Annotated in this window: 21 protein-coding genes, 1 tRNA gene and 1 other RNA gene; 15 read left to right on the plus strand and 8 right to left on the minus strand. The window is 43.7% G+C overall.

Translation table 11 applies throughout. The features are described from left to right. The first annotated feature begins 64 nt into the window (after window positions 1–64). The 5 genes from obgE to C7457_RS05370 are packed head-to-tail and all read left to right on the plus strand — an operon-like array spanning window position 65 to window position 4,231. Entirely contained in the window at window positions 65–1,087 is a 1,023-nt protein-coding gene (gene obgE / locus C7457_RS05350) for a GTPase ObgE (protein ID WP_121170822.1), read from the plus strand. After that, a complete protein-coding gene (proB, locus tag C7457_RS05355) occupies window positions 1,071–2,135 on the plus strand; it encodes a glutamate 5-kinase (protein ID WP_121170824.1) in 1,065 nt (354 codons plus the stop codon). Before obgE ends, proB begins: the two co-directional genes overlap by 17 nt. Further along, the gene (locus tag C7457_RS05360) at window positions 2,132–2,959 is read left to right on the plus strand and encodes a YihY/virulence factor BrkB family protein (RefSeq protein WP_121170826.1); all 828 of its coding nucleotides are present in this window, start codon (window positions 2,132–2,134) and stop codon (window positions 2,957–2,959) included. Before proB ends, C7457_RS05360 begins: the two co-directional genes overlap by 4 nt. Beyond that, on the plus strand, window positions 2,937–3,794 hold the full coding sequence (panC, locus tag C7457_RS05365) for a pantoate--beta-alanine ligase (protein WP_121170828.1): 858 nt from the start codon (window positions 2,937–2,939) through the stop codon (window positions 3,792–3,794). The genes C7457_RS05360 and panC overlap by 23 nt, the downstream gene beginning before the upstream one ends. A 35-nt stretch (window positions 3,795–3,829) precedes the next feature. Then, window positions 3,830–4,231 (plus strand): secondary thiamine-phosphate synthase enzyme YjbQ, encoded by a 402-nt coding sequence (locus C7457_RS05370; RefSeq protein ID WP_121170830.1) that lies wholly within the window; start codon window positions 3,830–3,832, stop codon window positions 4,229–4,231. 3 nt (window positions 4,232–4,234) lie between these two features. Here the strand turns inward: C7457_RS05370 and rnpB are convergent. Both rnpB and C7457_RS05380 read right to left on the minus strand, forming a co-directional pair. Next, window positions 4,235–4,554: RNase P RNA component class A (gene rnpB / locus C7457_RS05375), an RNA gene on the minus strand. 28 nt (window positions 4,555–4,582) lie between these two features. Beyond that, window positions 4,583–4,897: an MTH1187 family thiamine-binding protein gene (locus C7457_RS05380; protein ID WP_121170832.1), complete on the minus strand. Its 315-nt coding sequence runs from the start codon at window positions 4,895–4,897 to the stop codon at window positions 4,583–4,585. 60 nt (window positions 4,898–4,957) lie between these two features. Here C7457_RS05380 and C7457_RS05385 point away from each other — a divergent pair, with 60 nt between their 5' ends. Genes C7457_RS05385 through C7457_RS05415 form a run of 7 tightly spaced genes read left to right on the plus strand, consistent with a single transcriptional unit; the run spans window position 4,958 to window position 10,651 of the window. Further along, window positions 4,958–6,472: a helicase HerA domain-containing protein gene (locus C7457_RS05385; protein ID WP_121170835.1), complete on the plus strand. Its 1,515-nt coding sequence runs from the start codon at window positions 4,958–4,960 to the stop codon at window positions 6,470–6,472. Between the two features lie 3 nt (window positions 6,473–6,475). Then, window positions 6,476–7,750 carry a cation diffusion facilitator family transporter gene (locus C7457_RS05390; protein WP_121170837.1) on the plus strand — a complete coding sequence of 425 codons (1,275 nt, stop codon included), beginning with the start codon at window positions 6,476–6,478 and terminating at the stop codon, window positions 7,748–7,750. After that, window positions 7,719–8,267 carry a LabA-like NYN domain-containing protein gene (locus C7457_RS05395; RefSeq protein ID WP_121170839.1) on the plus strand — a complete coding sequence of 183 codons (549 nt, stop codon included), beginning with the start codon at window positions 7,719–7,721 and terminating at the stop codon, window positions 8,265–8,267. The genes C7457_RS05390 and C7457_RS05395 overlap by 32 nt, the downstream gene beginning before the upstream one ends. Next, window positions 8,264–8,908, plus strand: a complete 645-nt coding sequence (locus C7457_RS05400) for an MBL fold metallo-hydrolase (protein ID WP_121170841.1) — start codon at window positions 8,264–8,266, stop codon at window positions 8,906–8,908. The genes C7457_RS05395 and C7457_RS05400 overlap by 4 nt, the downstream gene beginning before the upstream one ends. Beyond that, window positions 8,909–9,421, plus strand: coding sequence for a metal-dependent hydrolase (locus C7457_RS05405; protein WP_121170843.1), 513 nt, complete (start codon window positions 8,909–8,911; stop codon window positions 9,419–9,421). Then, the gene (gene fsa, locus C7457_RS05410; protein ID WP_121170845.1) at window positions 9,405–10,067 is read left to right on the plus strand and encodes a fructose-6-phosphate aldolase; all 663 of its coding nucleotides are present in this window, start codon (window positions 9,405–9,407) and stop codon (window positions 10,065–10,067) included. The genes C7457_RS05405 and fsa overlap by 17 nt, the downstream gene beginning before the upstream one ends. 26 nt (window positions 10,068–10,093) lie before the next feature. Continuing rightward, complete coding sequence (locus C7457_RS05415) at window positions 10,094–10,651, plus strand: hypothetical protein (RefSeq protein WP_121170847.1); 558 nt, start codon at window positions 10,094–10,096, stop codon at window positions 10,649–10,651. 25 nt (window positions 10,652–10,676) lie between these two features. Here the strand turns inward: C7457_RS05415 and C7457_RS05420 are convergent, their stop codons facing one another. The 4 genes from C7457_RS05420 to C7457_RS05435 are packed head-to-tail and all read right to left on the minus strand — an operon-like array spanning window position 10,677 to window position 13,285. Further along, on the minus strand, window positions 10,677–10,916 hold the full coding sequence (locus C7457_RS05420; protein WP_121170849.1) for a KH domain-containing protein: 240 nt from the start codon (window positions 10,914–10,916) through the stop codon (window positions 10,677–10,679). A gap of 11 nt (window positions 10,917–10,927) precedes the next feature. Then, entirely contained in the window at window positions 10,928–11,158 is a 231-nt protein-coding gene (rpsP, locus tag C7457_RS05425; protein ID WP_121170851.1) for a 30S ribosomal protein S16, read from the minus strand. A 60-nt stretch (window positions 11,159–11,218) separates the two neighbouring features. Beyond that, window positions 11,219–12,565, minus strand: coding sequence for a signal recognition particle protein (gene ffh, locus C7457_RS05430; protein ID WP_121170853.1), 1,347 nt, complete (start codon window positions 12,563–12,565; stop codon window positions 11,219–11,221). Continuing rightward, window positions 12,566–13,285, minus strand: a complete 720-nt coding sequence (locus tag C7457_RS05435) for an MBL fold metallo-hydrolase (RefSeq protein ID WP_121170855.1) — start codon at window positions 13,283–13,285, stop codon at window positions 12,566–12,568. Window positions 13,286–13,361: 76 nt separating this feature from the next. Between C7457_RS05435 and C7457_RS05440 the strand changes: the two genes are divergently transcribed. Then, a tRNA-Leu gene (locus C7457_RS05440) sits at window positions 13,362–13,448 on the plus strand. A gap of 1 nt (window position 13,449) precedes the next feature. On the opposite strand, the gene C7457_RS05445 is transcribed toward C7457_RS05440, so the two are convergent. After that, entirely contained in the window at window positions 13,450–14,772 is a 1,323-nt protein-coding gene (locus C7457_RS05445; protein ID WP_121170857.1) for an SLC13 family permease, read from the minus strand. A 10-nt stretch (window positions 14,773–14,782) separates the two neighbouring features. Continuing rightward, window positions 14,783–16,183 carry a pyruvate kinase gene (pyk, locus tag C7457_RS05450; RefSeq protein ID WP_121170859.1) on the minus strand — a complete coding sequence of 467 codons (1,401 nt, stop codon included), beginning with the start codon at window positions 16,181–16,183 and terminating at the stop codon, window positions 14,783–14,785. 66 nt (window positions 16,184–16,249) lie between these two features. Between pyk and thpR the strand changes: the two genes are divergently transcribed. Further along, window positions 16,250–16,792, plus strand: a complete 543-nt coding sequence (thpR, locus tag C7457_RS05455; RefSeq protein WP_121170861.1) for an RNA 2',3'-cyclic phosphodiesterase — start codon at window positions 16,250–16,252, stop codon at window positions 16,790–16,792. Then, window positions 16,785–17,945, plus strand: coding sequence for a DUF445 family protein (locus C7457_RS05460; protein WP_121170863.1), 1,161 nt, complete (start codon window positions 16,785–16,787; stop codon window positions 17,943–17,945). The genes thpR and C7457_RS05460 overlap by 8 nt, the downstream gene beginning before the upstream one ends. Window positions 17,946–17,959 lie beyond the last annotated feature (14 nt).

The following is a 17,959-nucleotide window of genomic DNA, read 5'->3' on the forward strand; positions in this document are numbered from 1 at the left end:
CCTCCGTTGAAAGGATAAGGTTAAAAAACTATTTTAAGTCTGCAAACAGTATTGGGAGGAAATTATGGCAAAGTTTATAGATAGAGCAAAAATTTACGTACAAGGAGGCCACGGAGGTAACGGTTGCGTAGCCTTCAGGAGGGAGAAGTTCGTTCCAAAAGGTGGACCCTCCGGAGGCGACGGAGGTAAAGGAGGAGACGTTATTCTTGTTGCCGATAGGAACGTCCATACCCTCCTTGATTTTAAGTACAAACGCCACTACAGGGCTGAGAGGGGAAGGCACGGAGAGGGAAACAAAAGAAGCGGAAGGAGCGGGAAAGACCTTGAAATTAAGGTTCCCGTAGGGACAGTTGTTAAGGATGCAGAAACGGGAGAAATCCTGGGAGACCTAACGCAACACGGTCAGAAGTTAATTGTTGCAAGGGGAGGTAGAGGAGGTAGGGGAAATGCAGCCTTTGCAACTCCCACTAGGAGAGCTCCCGACTTTGCCGAACCTGGAGAGCCCGGAGAGGAAAGGTGGATTGAACTTGAGCTGAAACTTCTAGCAGACGTTGGACTCGTAGGCTTCCCCAACGCCGGAAAGTCAACTTTCCTAAGCAGAATCTCAAAGGCAAAACCAGAGATTGCAGACTACCCCTTTACAACCTTAAGGCCCATTTTAGGTGTAACGAAGGTTGGAGACTTCTCCTTCGTAGTCGCAGACATTCCTGGGCTGATAGAGGGAGCCCATAAAGGTAAGGGGCTCGGACACGAGTTCTTAAAACACGTTGAAAGGACTAAGCTACTCCTCCACTTAATTGACTTAACGAACCCTGAGATGGAACCTGAAGAGGCCTTTGAGAAAATCAATAGGGAGCTTGAACTCTACTCTCCTAAGCTAAAGGAGAAGCCCCAGATTGTTGTAGGAACTAAGATTGACGCTTTAACCGATAGGAGCAAACTGGAGAGGTTGAAGAAGTACTTTGAGGAAAAAGGTTATCCTTTCTTTGCAGTTTCCGCCGTAACAGGTGAGGGTATGCAGGAGCTCTTAAACTTCGTTGCAAGCAAACTTAAGGAGTTAGAAAAGGAAAATGCTGAGGAAGGCTAAGAGGGTAGTAGTTAAAGTAGGCTCTCAGCTCCTTGCAGGGGAAGATGGATTAAACAGGGAGTTTATAGACTCTTTAACCCGGCAGATAGCCTCTTTGAGGGGAAAGGGAGTAGAGGTAGTCCTGGTGAGCTCCGGGGCAGTCTTAGCCGGAATAAAGGCTCTCAAGTTAAGGAGAAAGCCCTTCTCCCTCTCTGAAAAGCAGGCCCTCTCGGCAGTAGGTCAGCCCTACCTCATGGCAGAGTACAGGGAGTCCTTCAAAAGGTTTAACCTTAAGGTAGGACAGGTCTTGCTCACTGCAGAGGACTTACGGTCAAAGGAGAGGTTTCACAATGCAAAAAATACGTTCAACGCGCTCTTTAAGCTGGGAGTAATTCCCGTCGTTAACGAAAACGACACCCTGAGCACCGAAGAGATTAGGATAGGTGATAACGACAACCTTTCAGCCCACGTTTCTGTCCTTGTTGATGCAGACCTTTTAGTAATCCTAACAACGAGTCCGGGAGTATTTGATAAAAACCCGGAAAACAACCCTGACGCTAAGCTAATACCTGTAATAGAGGACGTAAGGGAAATCCTTGAAAGTTGCGACTTTTCAACCCAGACGAGGTTTGGAACCGGAGGAATGGCGACTAAGATAGAAGCAGCTGCAAAGGCGGCGAAGAAAGGGATTCCAGTAATAATAGCTGGAGGAAGAGAAGAAAGAGTCCTTGAGAGAATCTTAAACGGGGAGAGATTAGGAACTCTGGTAATGCCGTGTAAGAAGTTGAAGGCAAAAGGATACAGGATACTCTACCTCATGAAGCCAAAGGGGAAGCTCTTTATTGACCAGGGAGCCGAAGAGGCCCTAGTAAAGGGCGAAAAAAGCCTTCTGTCAAGAGGAGTAAAAAGGTGTGAAGGTGAGTTTAAAAAGGGAGACGCAGTTGAAGTCTTCAGCTTAAACGGAAAGCTTGTAGGTAAAGGAATAGTTAGATGTTCTAAAGAGGAGCTCTCTACTTCTAAACTCTGCATCCACAGGGATGACTTTGTCCTATTAAGGGAAGATATATGATCTGTAGAAGGTTTTTAAAGAGAAAGAGTTTCATAAACTACTTCTTCTTTGCCGTCTGCGATACCTTTGAAAGCGACTATCAGTTCTTTGCTGCCTCAATAGCCTACTACACCCTAATGTCAATTATCCCCCTCTTCATCTTCCTATTCTTCCTTGGAATGGTGGTATTTCACGTTGACTTTAAAAACCTAATTCCAAAGGAGCTCTTTGAATCACCGCTAAAGCCGATTTTCCTTCAGATAGAAAAGGTTCTAGATAAGTCAGGAGTAATAAGCGGAACTGCAGCACTCGTCATGTTGTGGTTTTCAAGGGGAATCTTCCTCTCCCTTGAGCGTTCATTTTCTGAAATCCTCAAAGTTGAAAACCCGGCAGGTTTTATTTACAGACACACAGTAATAATCCTCTCTATCTTCCTCCTGTGGATCTTAATGTTCCTACTTTACATCGCCAAGTACGTCCTTGCCTTACTCCTTCCTCAGTTCCCGGAGCTCTCCTTCCTTTCTTCACTGTTAGTTCTCCTTCTGCTCTTCATAACCTTAGTTTTCGTCTACTATTTCCTCCTACCGGTTAGCATAGAGTTTCCTTTTATATTAAAGATTTCAGGAGTAATATTTTTTATACTAATCCTGGTTGAAAAGGCCTTCATCTGGTTCGTCCTTAACGTTTCAAAAGTAAGTATCCTTTACGGTTCCTTTGCCGCCCTTATAATTTTCCTAATGTGGATCTACTACTCGGCAACAGTAGTCCTGCTTGGAGCCGGAATAGTAAAGGGAAAACTAATCGCTGAGGGAGAAATAGGAAATGAGAATAATCAGCTCAGTTAAAGAGATGCAGGCAATAGGTGAAAGTTACAGGAAAATAGGGAGAGAAATAGGCTTTGTCCCAACAATGGGATACCTTCACGAAGGACACTTATCCCTTGTTAGAAGGGCTAGGAAGGAAAACGACATCGTCGTTGTGAGTATATTCGTTAACCCTACCCAGTTTGGACCGAACGAGGACTTTGAAAAGTATCCAAGGGATCTAGAAAAGGACTCTCGGCTCCTTGAGAGGGAAGGAGTTGACTACCTCTTCCACCCTTCCTCCGAGGAGATGTACCCTACAGGCTACTCAACCTTCGTTGAAGTTACAGGGTTAACAGAGGGACTGTGCGGAGCAAAGAGGCCGGGCCACTTTAGGGGAGTGGCAACGGTAGTAACAAAACTACTTAACATAGTCAGGCCTCACAGGGCCTACTTTGGAAAGAAGGACTTTCAGCAACTCCAGGTCATTAAGAGATTAGTCAGGGACTTAAACATACCTGTAGAGATAGTAGGCTGTCCGATAGTGAGGGAAGAGGACGGACTGGCCCTATCCTCAAGGAACACCTACCTCTCCCCTAAGGAAAGGGAAAGTGCCGTTGCACTATACAGAGGAATTAAGCTGGCAAAGGAACTCTTTGAAAGAGGAGAAAGGAGAGCGGAAGAGATAAAGAGAGAAGTTGAAAAACTAATCTTTTCATACCCTCTAGTAAAGAAGATAGATTACGTAGAAATAGTTGATTCGGAAACTTTAAAGCCAGTTAAAGAAGTTAAGGAAGGGGATACCATTGCTCTAGCGGTCTTTGTAGGGAATACAAGGCTAATAGACAACTACCAGTTTGGGCAAGATTTAGACTGATAAAATTTAAGAAAAGGACAAACGAGGAGGATGCCTTGGTCTACGAAATTACCCTAAAAACTACAGGTAGAAACCAGTTTATTGACATTACAAGACAGGTTGAATCAATAGTTATACAGTCTGGGGTAAAGAGCGGTATATGCGTTATCTACGTTCCCCACACAACTGCAGGAGTAACAATTAACGAAAACGCAGATCCAACGGTAAGGAAAGACATAATTAACTCTCTTGAAAAGTTAGTTCCATGGAGAGAGCCCTTCTACGAACACGCAGAAGGGAACTCTGCAGCCCACATAAAGTCAAGTCTAATAGGGTGTAACCAGACGGTAATAGTCCAAAATGGAAAGCTCCTTCTTGGAACCTGGCAGGGCATATACTTCTGTGAGTTTGATGGACCAAGGACGAGAAGAGTCTTCGTTAAAGTAATTGAGGGATAATTTCTGCGGAGCAGGCCGTAAGCCGGGTTCTGTTTTCTGGGGTCATTTATCTGTGCGGCTTACCCGCTGGCATCGGGCGGGCCACCCTCAAGCGCCAGCCTATTTAGCCTTGCTCCGGAAGGGGGTTGCCGTGCCTTCAACCCTTGCGGGTTGAAGCGGTGGTCTCTTACACCACCCTTTCACCCTTACCACCTTATAGGTGGCGGTTTCGTTTCTGTGGCCCTTCCGCAGGGTCGCCCCTGCCCGGCTCAACGCCGGCTCCCTGCCCTGTGGAGCCCGGACTTTCCTCTGGCCTCAAGGCCAGCGACCCCTCGTCCTGCTCCGCACCAAATAATATAGGCCAAACAATACCTACTTGCTAACCTCCTTTCCTATCTTCTCCTCCACAGACTTTATCTTCTGAACCAGCCTTCCACTCTTACCCTTCCTGATGTCAAACTTAGCTACGCAGTAAACTCTGTTACAGTCTGGCTCAAGAAGAGAGTAAGCTTTCTCAATAATTTTTAAGGCTTCGGCCATGGTTTCGGTTTCAAAGACCGTTCCCATAGGAGTTAACTTGTAAGGAACTCCGCTCTCATCAATCATCTTTATAATTCTTGCAACGTAAGGACTGACGCTTTCTCCCTTATCCGTAGGGAACATGGCAAATTCAACTAAAACAGACATCTTTACCCTCCTCAAAGTATAACTTCTTATAATTTTAAGTATTCCAACTTAGGAGGAAAGATGGAACCTCTTGGGATATGCATAGGGGAGCCAACAACTAGGGAAATAGAGTTCGTAAGCTCAAAGAGGGTCCAGCTTGGAGACTACGTTGAGATAGAGCACGAAAACGGAAGGGTCCTAGCCTTCGTTAAAGAGGTTAAAAGGGTTAACAGGACTTTCGCAGAAGACCTTGAGCCGGAAGAGGCCGAGAAGTTAAGGAAGTTAACCGGAAACCCATCCTTCTTTAGGGGAAAACTCTCAATCCTCGGAAACCCCGATAGAAGAATGGAGATTCCAAGGGTCCCTCCTGAACCGGGGACTTACATATATCCAGCCTCAACAGAGACTCTAAGGAAAGTCTTTGGAGAGGATGACGGGAGAAAGATACACTTAGGACACCTCTTAACGAGGCCTGACGTTGACGTATTCATAGATATAGACAGCATTGTTTCAAGACACCTTGCAGTCCTTGCAGTTACTGGAGGTGGTAAGTCAAACACGGTTTCGGTAATTCTTGAGGAGCTCCTAAAAAAGAGTGGAACCGTTCTCGTCTTTGACATGCACGGAGAGTACGTCAACTTTGACCTTAAAGTTGACGGTGCTTCCGTTGTTAACAGTATAAGGTTAACACTAAACCCTTTAAAGCTAAACTACTACGAGTTTAGACAGTTTGCAAACGTTGATGACAGCTCATACATCCAGGACAGGTACTTAAGAAGGGCTTTTAAGGAAGCAGTTGAGGACTACAGAAACGGAATTTACGAGGCAGACGAGTTCTGGGGAGTTCTCCTTGGAAAACTCAGGGAGTGGACAGATCCAGAAGTACACCCAGAGTACAAGGAGGACAGGAAGTCAATAACTGGGGTAATAAACAAAGTTGAGGATATGCAGGAGCTCTACGCAGAGCTCTTTGACCTTCAGCAGTCAACGATAGTTGAACAGATTGAATTTGGAAGGCTTAACGTTATAGACCTATCCCACGTTGACGAGAAAATAGCAGACATAGTAGTAAGCCACGTCCTGAGGAATATCCTTGACGCAAGGAAGAAATACGTAAGGGAGAAGGAAGGAGGCCTTGAGTTTCCCCTCTTAACGGTCCTTGAAGAGGCCCACATACTTGCATCTTCAACAATCAACACAAAGTCAAGGTACTGGATCTCAAGAATCGCAAGGGAAGGAAGAAAGTTTGGACTTGGGCTATGCCTCGTAACTCAAAGGCCTAAAGCCCTTGACTCAAACGCCCTCTCCCAGGCCAACAATATGGTAATTCTCAAGTTAGTTGAACCTGGAGACCAGAAACACGTTCAACAGGCTTCAGAATCCTTAAGTTCCGACCTCGTTGAACAGCTTCCTTCACTTAACGTAGGTGAAGCCTTAGTTATGGGAACAATGATACCAGTACCTGCCCTGGTAAAGGTTAAACTTGCAAAATCAAAGAGAGGGGGAACAGACATAAGTGCAGTTGAGGAGTGGAAGAAATTGAAGGAAGATAGGAGTTCAACAAAAAAGGAGCTTGACGACTTCTTGGGGTTTTAAAGTATGGAATTACTTAAAGAGAAAAAAAGAGTAGCCCTCTACTCAATTCTAGTAAACCTGTTCCTATCTATCTTAAAAATCTCTGCAGGCATTCTGTCTGGCTCAAAGGTTCTCTTGGCAGACGGCATCCACTCCCTTGCAGACCTTGCTGCAGCCTTTTCTGTCTATGCAGGAATAGTAATAGCAAACATGAAAGTAAAGGGTTTTCCCTACGGACTCTACAAAGTTGAGAACATAATCTCCCTAGTTAGTGCCTTTGCCATATTCTTTGCAGGCTATGAAATAGCAAAAGACTCCCTCTTCTCAGACGAGGTAATCAGAGTAAAGAACCTTCCCCTAGCAGTAGGAGCCGTAGTTTTAACGATCGTCATAACTTACTTCTTCTCAAGGTATGAGAGAAAAAAGGGAGAAGAACTTAACTCCCCAAGCCTCATCGCCGATTCAGAACACATAAAGACGGATATGTTTTCCTCTCTAGTCGTTCTGGCTGGAATTGTTGGAAACTACTTAGGCTTCCCAATTATAGAAAAGATAGCAGTAGTAATAATCCTCCTCTTCATATTCCACGCAGGCTATGAAATTATGATTGAGGCCTTAAAAGTCCTCCTTGATGCCTCAATAGACAAAAAGACCCTTGATAAAATCAAGGAAACCATACTTTCCCACCCGTTGGTCTACGAAGTAAAAAGTATCACAGGTAGGAGCTCAGGAAGTTATAAGTTCATAGAGGCAGAAGTCTCCGTCCTTACAAACGACCTTGAAAAGGCCCACAACATAGTTCACGAAGTAGAGGCAAAAGTAAAGAGAGATCACCCCTTCATAGAGAAGATACTAATTCACTTTGAACCTGTTGAGAAGAAGGAAAAGCTCTTTGCAGTTCCCGTTGAAGGGGATAGAGTCTGCGGTAAGTTTGCAGAGTGTCCAGAAATACTCTTTTTAAAGAACGAAAACGGGAAATTAAAAGAGATTAAGAGAATAAAGAATCCTGTAGCTAACCTGAAGTTTGGAAAATGTATAGAACTAACGGAGTTATTAGCTAAAGAGGGTGTAGACTGTGTAGCAGTTAACAACTTACCCTTAGGTAAGGGGGTAATTTACGCCCTTTCGGCTTACAATATAGGTATGAAACTGATACCTACTGAGGAACTAACGAGTTTCATTAAACAGCTGGAGAGAGAACCTTACTGTGAACCTCCACTGGCAGTTTGGAACTCCCACGCTTGTGACATCAATCCGGAGGAGAGAGTTGAAGGCACAGGAACTGATAGAGAGAGATAGGCACCTAAACAACCTATCTGTTGGAGTTCTTGTAGATATGCAGAATATCTACTACGGTGCAAAGAACTCCTTAAGGAGGAGAGTTGACTTTAAAAAGCTCCTTCAAGTAGCCGTTAGAGGTAGGAAGCTATATAGAGCCATAGCTTACTTAGTTGACCTTGAAAGGGTCAACCAAGACGGTTTCATCCACGTTTTAAGGAGTATAGGCTACGAGGTAAAGTTAAAGGAACCGAAGAAGTTTTACAACTGGGACAGAGTAGAGTACAAAGCCGACTGGGACATGGGAATTGCAATAGACGCAATTGCAATGGCAGAAAACGGAAAAGTTGACGTTGTCGTTTTAATGAGCGGAGACGGAGACTTTATAGACCTTATAAACTTCCTTAAAGCAAAAGGAATAAAAGTAGAAGTAATTTCATTTAAAAGCATAACGGCAAAGGAGATAATTCAGTCGGCAAACGAGTACATTGACCTTGAGGAAATTGCAGACTTCATAATATTAGGGGAAGAATCATGAAGGCAGTAATAATACCCAGCGGTCCAATTTTAGTAAACACTGCTTTAGCCTGGGACGAAGAGAGCAGAGAAGCCATGTTAGTTGACCCTGGAGATAAAAGGTCTGTTGAAGAGGCTAAGGACATAATCGATAGGGAAGAACTAACCGTTAAGTACATAGTTAATACCCACGAACACCCTGATCATACAGCTGCAAACTCATGGGCAAAGCTCTACTTCCCAAATGCTGAACTGCTAATGCACCCTCAAGCTGCCAAAGACCTTAACTTCTGGACTGAGAGCGAGATCGGACAAATGGCTGGAGCAGAGTACTCCCCTCAACCTGACAGGACAATTGAAGAAGGAGACGAGTTAAAGCTTGGGAGTAAAAGTTTTAAAGTACTCCACACTCCCGGTCACTCCCCAGGAAGTATAGTCCTATACTGTCCCCAAGAGAAGATAGCCTTGGTAGGAGACCTAATCTTTAAAGGAAGTATCGGAAGGTACGACCTGCCTAAGAGCGATTACTCCCAACTAAAGAGCTCTATCTTTAAAGTCTTAAACGAGCTTGATCCCAAAACGAAGTTAATCACCGGCCACGGGGAAAGCACAACTTTGGAGAGAGAACTTAAGGAAAACCCCTTTATCTCAGGGCTATTTTAGATGACGGCAGGAACCCATATAATTGGAGCAATAGTTTTGGCCTCAGCACTTAAACTTCCCCTTATTCCGGCTGTTGTCGGAGCTCTCATTCCAGACGTTGACCTCAAGAAGGGCCTTCCAAAGTTTAGGCAAAATAGAACCCTCTTTAACAGCCATAGGGGAATAACTCACCACATTTTAATACTTCCAGTTCTCCTCTTTATCAGTGTTGTCGTTAAAGACTTCCTAAATCAACAGATAGGAATCTACTTACTATCCTTCTCCGTAGGTTACGCTTCTCACCTACTCCTTGACTTGTTAACTCCTTTAGGAATCCCTTACAAAACAAAATACTACCCACGACTTTCATTAAAACTTTTTAGAACGGGAAGAATCGGTGAGATTTTTGTTATACTTGCACTTGTAGCTTTAATGATAGTTCAGGTAAAAACTGGCAGTCTTAACTTCAACTCTTTCTTCGGGGAAAAGATAACAAAAACTTTAAAGGAGGTTTCGTATGAAATTCTTCATTGATACTGCAGATATTAACGAGATAAGAGAAGCCCTTGAAATGGGCATGGTAGATGGAGTTACTACAAACCCTACCTTAATATCAAAGACAGGAAGACCTTTTATGGAAGTTGCTAAGGAAATAGTTGACCTTGTTCCAGGACCAGTCAGCCTTGAAGTGGTAAGCCTTGATACTCAAGGAATGGTTGATGAAGCAAGGATCCTTTCAAAGTTGGGAGAGAACGTAGTAATAAAGATCCCTATGACGACGGAAGGCTTAAAGGCAGTTAAAATACTCTCAGAGGAAGGAATAAAGACAAACGTTACCCTCGTATTCTCTCCCTTACAGGCACTTTTAGCTGCAAAGGCTGGAGCTACTTACGTTTCACCCTTCGTAGGTAGGCTTGACGATATAGGACACAACGGAATGGAACTTATAGAGCAGATAGTTCAGATCTTTGATAACTACATGTTTGACACCGAAATAATCGTAGCTAGTATAAGACACCCTCAACACGTCCTCCAAGCGGCATTAATCGGTGCAGATATCGCAACTATTCCATTTAAAGTAATCAAACAGCTTTCAAAACATCCGTTAACCGACACAGGAATAGAGAGGTTCCTTGAGGACTGGGCAAAGGTTCCAGATAAGGATGAAATTTTTAAGTAACCTTAAAGGTGGGAGGCGGGAAATAGATGAATACTGGAATTGAGAAGATAAAACAAGCTTTTAGGCTCCTTAAAGAGAGTTTAAAGGAACTTGATGAAGTTGAGTACTTAGTGGAGCTCCTTGGAAAGGAACTTGAAGAGTACAGAGAGTTAATAGATAAAGAGTCCTTCATTCCTAAAGCGAAATTCGTTAAGCAAAGAATTTATAGGATGATAGAAAGGTCAAAGTATACTAGTGAAGAGAGCTTAGGATGTGTAGGAGTTAAGCTTTCTTTGGTAGGGGAAATCCCACCAGCAGACAGGCATTCTATAATAACCTACATAGCAACCTACATTGACGGTCACATAAGACCTTACGATATGCTCTTCCTCGTTGATGAAACGTTAATTGGAATAGTCTTCCCACTGAAGAACAGAGGAGATATAGAAGTTGTCTTAGATAGACTTAAAAACATGCTCTTAAACTTAAGAGCAAAAACTTACAGCGACAGAAATGTCCTAATAAACTTTAAGCTTGGATCTTTCTTTATTGATAAAGATTCAACCGCTGACGATGTATTTAACAAGCTAAGACAAATGGGGTAGCAATGCTACCCCATTTATTAGGGAACTACTCAATAATTTCAAGAACGGCCCTTTTACCCATCTTAGTAGCAGCAGCTGAAAGGAGCGTTCTTAAAGCTTTTGCAGTCCTACCCTGCCTTCCAATAACTTTACCCAGGTCTGCAGGTGCAACCTTCAGTTCAATAACAATAGTCCTCTCTCCTTCAGTTTCTGTTACCTGAACCTGATCCGGATTATCAACGAGCCTCTTTGCTACACACTCTACCATCTCTTTGAGCGCAGACATCTCCTACCTCCTTACTGAAGAACCTTCTTAATTAGTGAAGCAACTCTCGGAGTCGGTTTAGCACCTTTACTGAGCCACTCCTTAACTTTTTCAACGTCCAGCTGAAGTTCTTTAGACTTAGGGTTATAGGTACCGAGGATATCAACGGCCCTTCCGTCCCTCTTTGACATAGCTTCTGCTACAACTATCTTGTAGATAGGGAGCTTCTTCCTTCCCATCTTTTTAAGCCTTATCTTAACCAAGGCTCTCCTCCTTTGAAGTTTTGATGGGTAATTTTATCCCAAAACTAATTTAGTTCAAGCTTAAATAAAGGGAAAGGGAAACTTTCCTCCTTTCTTTGCCATCTTCTTCTGCATCTTCCTCATCTGCTTCATTGCCATCTTTGCCTGAACAAACTGCTTTAAAAGTGCGTCAACTTCTTTAACACTCGTACCGCTACCCCTTGCTATTCTCCTCTTCCTGCTTGCATTTATTATCGCGTGGTTCCTCCTCTCCTCAGGGGTCATTGAGTTAATTATGGCCTCTATTCTCTTTAGCTTCTTATCGTCTATAACCTGCTGAAGCTGTTTAAGCATCTTTTGACTACCAAGCCCAGGAATCATCCTGATTATCTGCTGTATTGGTCCAAGCCTCTGAATCATCTTCAACTGTTGACGGAAGTCCTCAAGGGTAAACTCTCCAGAGAGTAACTTTTCCTGCATAGAAAGAGCTTCTCTCTCATCTATAACCTCTTGAGCTTTCTCAACCAGAGAAACTATATCTCCCATTCCTAAAATCCGTGAAGCTACCCTTTCAGGGTAGAAAGGCTCAAAGTCCTCTATCTTCTCACCAGTACCGGCAAACTTTATAGGCTTACCGGTAACTCCTTTTACTGAGAGGGCAACACCTCCGCGAGCGTCTGAATCCATTTTTGTTAGGATTATTCCGGTCATACCAACCGATTCGTCAAAGGCCTTAGCAATGTTAACTGCCTCCTGACCGGTCATTGAATCAATAACGAAAAGGGTCTCATCAGGGTTAACCTCCTCCTTGATCCTCCTCGCTTCTTCCAGGAGCTCCTGGTCAATGTGGAGCCTTCCAGCAGTATCAACTATAAGGACATCGTAACCTTCATCCTTTGCCTTCTTTAAGGCATCCTTAGCTATCTTTACAGCATCCCTCTCCCCCTCTTCTAGGAAAACAGGAACGCCTATTTTATCCCCGAGCTTTTTAAGCTGTAGCATAGCAGCAGGCCTATAGACGTCTGCCGATGTAGCTAAAACCTTCTTTCCCTGCTTTTTCAAGTAGTTAGCAAGCTTTGCAGCCGTCGTCGTCTTACCTGAACCCTGAAGTCCAATTAGGAGGATAACTGCAGGTTTACCTTTTAGCTCTAGCTTGGCTGACTCTCCACCAAGGACTTCAACGAGCTCATCGTGGACTATCTTTACAAGCTGCTGAGCTGGATTAACACCCTTAATAACCTCTGCTCCAAGGGCCTTTTCCTTAATATCCTTTATAAAGTTTGAAACAACCTTATAGTTTACGTCAGCCTCAAGGAGTGCAAGCTTAATTTCCCTCAAACCTTTCTCTAAGGTCTCCTCATCTATCCTACCCTTCCTTCCTATTTTCTCTATTACGGACTGAACTCTCTCAGCCAAAGCATCAAACATTTAGACCTCCTCTAAGGGAATTTCTACTCCCGCCCTTGCATCTATAAACTTATCACCAAAAACTTCAGCGAAAACCTCTATTCCAAGCTCACCGGTACAGTGGCAAGGAGCAACGAACTCTGTAAACCTAGAAAGCTCCTTAGCAACTTCCTCAATCTCCTCCCTAGTTGACTTGTAAAGGTGGAAACCTCCAACTGTCAAAAACAAGTTCTCGCCCACTATAGAGACTGCCCTCCTAGCTATTTCAACAATTCCTGGATGGGAACAACCAACGACGAGAACCGGCCCCATTTGGGTAGCTACAATTAAGGAATGTTCGTACTCCGGTTCTTCAAGGCCTGTGAGCATAATTCCCGTTGAAATAGTCCTCTGAGTAAGGTAAGTAGGAGCAGAAACTGGAACGCAAACTACACTTTCAGGTAGTTTTTCCTCATACCCATAGCAGTCCGGTTCTGGCATGTAAAGTTCAAAGTGTTCAACCCTTTCAACTATTAAGGGTAATCCCCCTACGTGATCCCAGTGGTTGTGGGAGATGAAAACTGCATCTATACTGCTAATTGGAAAGTCTGCACACTTTAAGTTGTGTTCCAGAACATCCGGCTTTGCTCCAGTATCAAAGAGGATTACTTGATCCTCCAGTTCAATGAGGGTTGAAAAGCCCCAGTCTGCCTTAAAAGGAGCAACAGCTCTGTTGTCGTAAACTATAGTTAACCTTTCCATCTCTCCCTCCAGCTTTAGTTTAAGAGCCAATATAGTCATATAAGACAAACTTGACTATATTATAGTTTGCAAACTTGCCCGGGTGGCGGAATTGGCAGACGCGCAGGACTCAGGATCCTGTGGCCGCAAGGCCGTGCGGGTTCAAATCCCGCCCCGGGCACCAACTATAGGTAGAAGTAGAAAAACAGAGAAATAACAAGGGCAAAGGTTAAGTTTAGGATAATTCCAGCTCTGATCATTTCCCCCTGTCTAACAGCCCCCGTTCCGTAAACAATTGCGTTTGGCGGCGTAGCAACCGGAAGCATAAAAGCACACGAAGCAGCAATTCCAGCCGGAAGGGCCAGTAGCTGAGGAGGAAAGTTTAGGGAGTTAGCAGTAGAAATTAAGATAGGAATAAAGATGGCAGCAGTAGCAGTGTTGCTCATAAGCTCAGTGATAAAAATCATAAAGAGGACAACGGAAAGGATAAGTAAGAAGATTGGAAGGGGCGAAACTACTTTTATTAAAGTTGTAGCAATGAATTTACTGGTTCCGGTTACCTTTAAAAAGTGAGAAAGGGCAATTCCTCCACCGAAAAGACAAAGGGTTCCCCAGTCCGTTCCCTCCTCAACTTCCCTCCAGTTAACGAGTTTAAAGGCAAAAAGGAGGGAAACTCCAACAACGGCAACAACAGAGTCAAAGTACTTCCCCACTCCCAAAAAGTGAGATAGCGGCTTACTGAACAACCACCCAAGAACGGTTAGTCCGAAAATAAACAGGACAAGGAGTCTCTCTCTACTGATGGAAAGATCAACTTTCTCAATCTCAACTTTTTGGAAAACCTTCGGCCTAAACAGGAAGTATAGAAGTAGGAAGAGGAGAGGGAAGAGGATAATAAAAATAGGAATGCCCACTTTAAGCCAATCGGCAAACCCCATTCCAAGCTCTGCAGCAGTAATTCCGTTAGGAGGACTTCCGACTAGGGTTCCAATTCCCCCAACGCTTGCAGAGTAGGCAACACCTAGAAGGATGAAGTGTTTCACCCTTTCATCTGAAGAGATCGCCCCTATAAGCCCCAGAGCAAGGGGAAGAACCATTGCAGTTGTTGAGGTATTACTTATCCACATTGAGATAACGGCTGTAGCTAAGAAGAGCAGGAAGGATGTCAAAAGGAATGAACCCTTTGATAGGGAAATAATCTTAGAGGCTATTAACCTGTCAAGGGAGTACTTTGAAAGGGCAGTTGCTAAGGCAAAACCTCCGAAAAACAGGAAGATTATCGGATGAGCAAAGGAAGAAAAAGCCCCTTTAACAGAACTAACTCCAAGGAGAACTCCAAAAGCCGGTATAAGTAGGGAAGTAACAGGAAGGGGAAGTAGTTCGGTAATCCAGAAGACCGCTCCAAACTCAAGGAGAATCAGTCCTTTCTTAACAGACAAATCAAGATCACTTAAAGCCGTTAAAAGGGAAAGGAAAGCAAAAATAGAAAGAGAAATCGTCCTTTTCACCCCGTCCCTCTTACCTAACGGTTAAAACTTTAAGGAGATTTGTAGTTCCCGGAACTCCAGTTGGAGCTCCCGCCAGCACTATAATCCTATCACCTTTTTTAGCTATCCCCTTCTTCTTAGCAACCTTCATAGACTCCTCAATAACCTTATCAGTAGTTGTAGCAGGAAGGGTTAGGAAAGGATAAACTCCCCATAGGAGATTAAGCCTTCTAAAGGTTTTCTCATCGTGGGTAACGGCATAAATGGGAACAGACGGTCTAAACTTTGAAACAGCCTGAGCAGTCGCTCCACTCCTCGTAAAAGGAACTATTGCCTTAACCTTTATCTCCCTTGAGAGGTTGCAGGCAGATTTTGAGAGGGAATCCTGAAGAGTCTTTGCAGTAAGTTTTGAATACCTCTCGTAGGGATAAATTTTCTCAGCTTCAGACGCTATCTTTGCCATTGTCTTTATAACTCTAACCGGGTACTTGCCGACTGCTGTCTCCTCTGAGAGCATCAGGGCATCCGTTCCATCAAGGACTGCATTTGCAACGTCTGTAGCTTCAGCCCTCGTGGGAGAGGGAAGATCAACCATCGTCTTTAACATCTGAGTTGCAGTTATTACAGGTTTACCAGCCTCGTTGGCCTTCTTTATGAGCATCTTTTGAACTACTGGAACTTTCTCTATGGGGAGCTCCACCCCTAAATCTCCCCTTGCAACCATTATCCCATCGGCAACCTTTAAAATCTGATCAATGTTCTTTACAGCCTCTGGCTTCTCTATCTTCGCTATAACCGGAATATCTGAGCCTAAAGAGGATATCAGGTCTTTCAGCTCCTTGACGTCGTCGGCCCTTCTGACAAAGGACAGGGCAATAAAGTCTGCTCCCATTTCAACTGCAAACTTAACGTCATCCCTATCCTTGTCGGTTAAGGCAGGAACTGAGAGCTTACTGTGGGGAAGGTTAACCCCTTTATGAGAGGTTAAAGGTCCCCCGACTAAAACCTCACAGACGATATCCCTTCCTTTAACCTCCTTAACCTTCAACCTGAAAGCTCCGTCAGCTAGGAGAATTACTTCCCCCCTCTTTACCTCTCTGTGGAGGTTCGGATAATTAACGGGAATCCTGTTTTTAACAGGTTCTCCGGTGGTCAAGACTATAGTATCCCCCCTGTGGAGGAAGAGGGGCTCTTTAGGTAGCTTACCTATCCTTATCTTTGGACCGCACAGGTCAACTAAAACAGGAATTGGAAGACCCGTTTTCCTCTCAACCTCCTTAACAAGGTTAAACCTCTCCTCATGCTCAGCGTGACTTCCGTGACTCATGTTCAACCTTACAACGTTGAGGCCCGCCTTAACCATCTTAGTAAGAGTTTCCTCATTTGAAGAGGCAGGCCCTAAAGTAGCAACGATCTTTGTTCTCTTTTTCATCTTCTCCCTCTTAAACTTTTTCTTTTAGCTTTAAAATTAAAGCAAAACCTATCAAGAGGAGCTAAAGTGAGAAAAAGGCTCTTTATCGGAACCTTTACGCCGATAGACTACGGACAGGTAAAGAAAGAAGTTGAAAGTTTAGGAATTGAGGGAAAGTGGGTTGAACCTAAAAACCTTCACATCACTTTCCGATTCCTAGGAGACGTTGAAGAGGAAAAGATTCCCCAAATTGCAAAGATGTTGAGGGGAAAACTCAAGAACGCCCAGAAGTTTAAAGTTCAGTATAAGGGGCTGGGCACGTTTAAAAGGAACGGAATAGATAGGGTTCTATGGGTTGGAGTCCTCTCTGAGGGAATAGAAGAGGTTAAGAGAGTGGTTGACCGAGCCTTAATGCCGTTTGGTTTTACCCCTGAAGAGAGCTACACTCCTCACCTAACCCTCTTGAGAATTAAGAAGTTAAGGAGGAGAATAAAGTTTAAAAATTACCTTCACCGTATGAAGGATTACCTCTTTAAAGAGAGGGAAGAAAGTAGCGTATGCTTAATAGAGAGTAAGTTAACTTCTAAAGGTCCCGTTTACAGTATAGTGGAGGAGTTTCACCTTGATTGAGTATATAGTTCCCCCGACAGTTGGAGCCCTCATAGGTTATTTCACAAACTACATTGCAATAAAGATGCTCTTTAAACCGGTTAAACCATACTACCTATTTGGAAAGAAAGTACCCTTTACTCCGGGACTCATTCCAGCAAAAAGAGAGAAACTTGCAGAGGCCATAGCGAAGGTCGTAAAAGAGAACCTCCTAACAGAAGAGAGTATAAAGAGAAGGCTCAACCACTCAAAAGTAAGGGAAAGCCTACTTAACTTTACAGAGAACTTTCTCTCAGAGTTGAGCAGGAACAGCTCCCTCTACGTAAAGCAGTTTATTGAGAAAGTAGAGGACAAAAAGCTAAAAAATGTAATACCCCAGGAATTAGTTGACCAGAAGGCTGAACAGCTAATTGAAAAAGGCTTTAGGAAGCTCCACGGAAGGAGCTTGAGGGAACTCCTCCCCGATCGGGTAGAAAGAGAGCTTGAAAGGACCCTAAACGAAAAGCTTGATAAGTTCACAGAGAGTCTAATTGAGCAGCTGAGGAGTGGACAGCTAAGAGAGGTAATCTACACGGCAGTAATGGAGAACGTTTCAAAACTTCAATCGGTACTTCCCCTAATAACTCAGAGATTTGCCCAGACCATAGCCCACAAGGCAACTCAGCTAATTGAAGAGATGGTAGAAAGGGTTGCAAACGAGCCCTCTTTCAGGCTAAAACTGTCAAAACTCCTATGGACAAAGTTTCAAACTATACTTTCAAGTGGGATTAATACAGAATCTGAACTGGCAGTTAAGCTGAAGGAAATACTGAAGACAACAGTTAGAGAGTACCTAAGGGAAATTGAGGGAAAAAGGATTAAGGAGCTCTCTACCCTTAAAGAGCTCTTAGTAGAGGAACTACCTCCCTTTATCAGCAGCTTTATAGAAAGCCATAAGAGGGAAATTGCCCAACTTCTAGCTGAAAAACTGTTTGAGGTAATTGAAAGGGAGCTCCCAGTAATAATGGAAGCAATAAACGTTGAAGAAATGGTAAAGGAAAGGGTAAACTCCCTACCTATTGAAGAAGTTGAGGAAATCGTCTTAAAGTTAATAGATGAAGAGCTTAAGCACATAACTTTACTGGGAGGAGTTTTAGGTTTCATAATCGGTTTAACTCAAATTCTCTTCATATAAAGGGGGAAGTTGGA

This window comes from Thermovibrio guaymasensis, assembly GCF_003633715.1.
In the GTDB taxonomy this organism is placed as follows: domain Bacteria; phylum Aquificota; class Aquificia; order Desulfurobacteriales; family Desulfurobacteriaceae; genus Thermovibrio; species Thermovibrio guaymasensis.

Excerpts from the sequence above, each read along its gene's own strand:
- C7457_RS05380 (WP_121170832.1), bottom strand. The coding sequence starts at position 4,897 with ATGTCTGTTTTAGTTGAATTTGCCATGTTCCCTACGGATAAGGGAGAA.
- C7457_RS05435 (WP_121170855.1), bottom strand. The coding sequence starts at position 13,285 with ATGGAAAGGTTAACTATAGTTTACGACAACAGAGCTGTTGCTCCTTTT.
- ffh (WP_121170853.1), bottom strand. The coding sequence starts at position 12,565 with ATGTTTGATGCTTTGGCTGAGAGAGTTCAGTCCGTAATAGAGAAAATA.
- C7457_RS05400 (WP_121170841.1), top strand. The coding sequence starts at position 8,264 with ATGAAGGCAGTAATAATACCCAGCGGTCCAATTTTAGTAAACACTGCT.
- C7457_RS05420 (WP_121170849.1), bottom strand. The coding sequence starts at position 10,916 with ATGTCTGCGCTCAAAGAGATGGTAGAGTGTGTAGCAAAGAGGCTCGTT.
- C7457_RS05415 (WP_121170847.1), top strand. The coding sequence starts at position 10,094 with ATGAATACTGGAATTGAGAAGATAAAACAAGCTTTTAGGCTCCTTAAA.
- fsa (WP_121170845.1), top strand. The coding sequence starts at position 9,405 with ATGAAATTCTTCATTGATACTGCAGATATTAACGAGATAAGAGAAGCC.
- C7457_RS05390 (WP_121170837.1), top strand. The coding sequence starts at position 6,476 with ATGGAATTACTTAAAGAGAAAAAAAGAGTAGCCCTCTACTCAATTCTA.
- pyk (WP_121170859.1), bottom strand. The coding sequence starts at position 16,183 with ATGAAAAAGAGAACAAAGATCGTTGCTACTTTAGGGCCTGCCTCTTCA.
- proB (WP_121170824.1), top strand. The coding sequence starts at position 1,071 with ATGCTGAGGAAGGCTAAGAGGGTAGTAGTTAAAGTAGGCTCTCAGCTC.
- C7457_RS05405 (WP_121170843.1), top strand. The coding sequence starts at position 8,909 with ATGACGGCAGGAACCCATATAATTGGAGCAATAGTTTTGGCCTCAGCA.
- panC (WP_121170828.1), top strand. The coding sequence starts at position 2,937 with ATGAGAATAATCAGCTCAGTTAAAGAGATGCAGGCAATAGGTGAAAGT.
- C7457_RS05360 (WP_121170826.1), top strand. The coding sequence starts at position 2,132 with ATGATCTGTAGAAGGTTTTTAAAGAGAAAGAGTTTCATAAACTACTTC.
- obgE (WP_121170822.1), top strand. The coding sequence starts at position 65 with ATGGCAAAGTTTATAGATAGAGCAAAAATTTACGTACAAGGAGGCCAC.
- C7457_RS05385 (WP_121170835.1), top strand. The coding sequence starts at position 4,958 with ATGGAACCTCTTGGGATATGCATAGGGGAGCCAACAACTAGGGAAATA.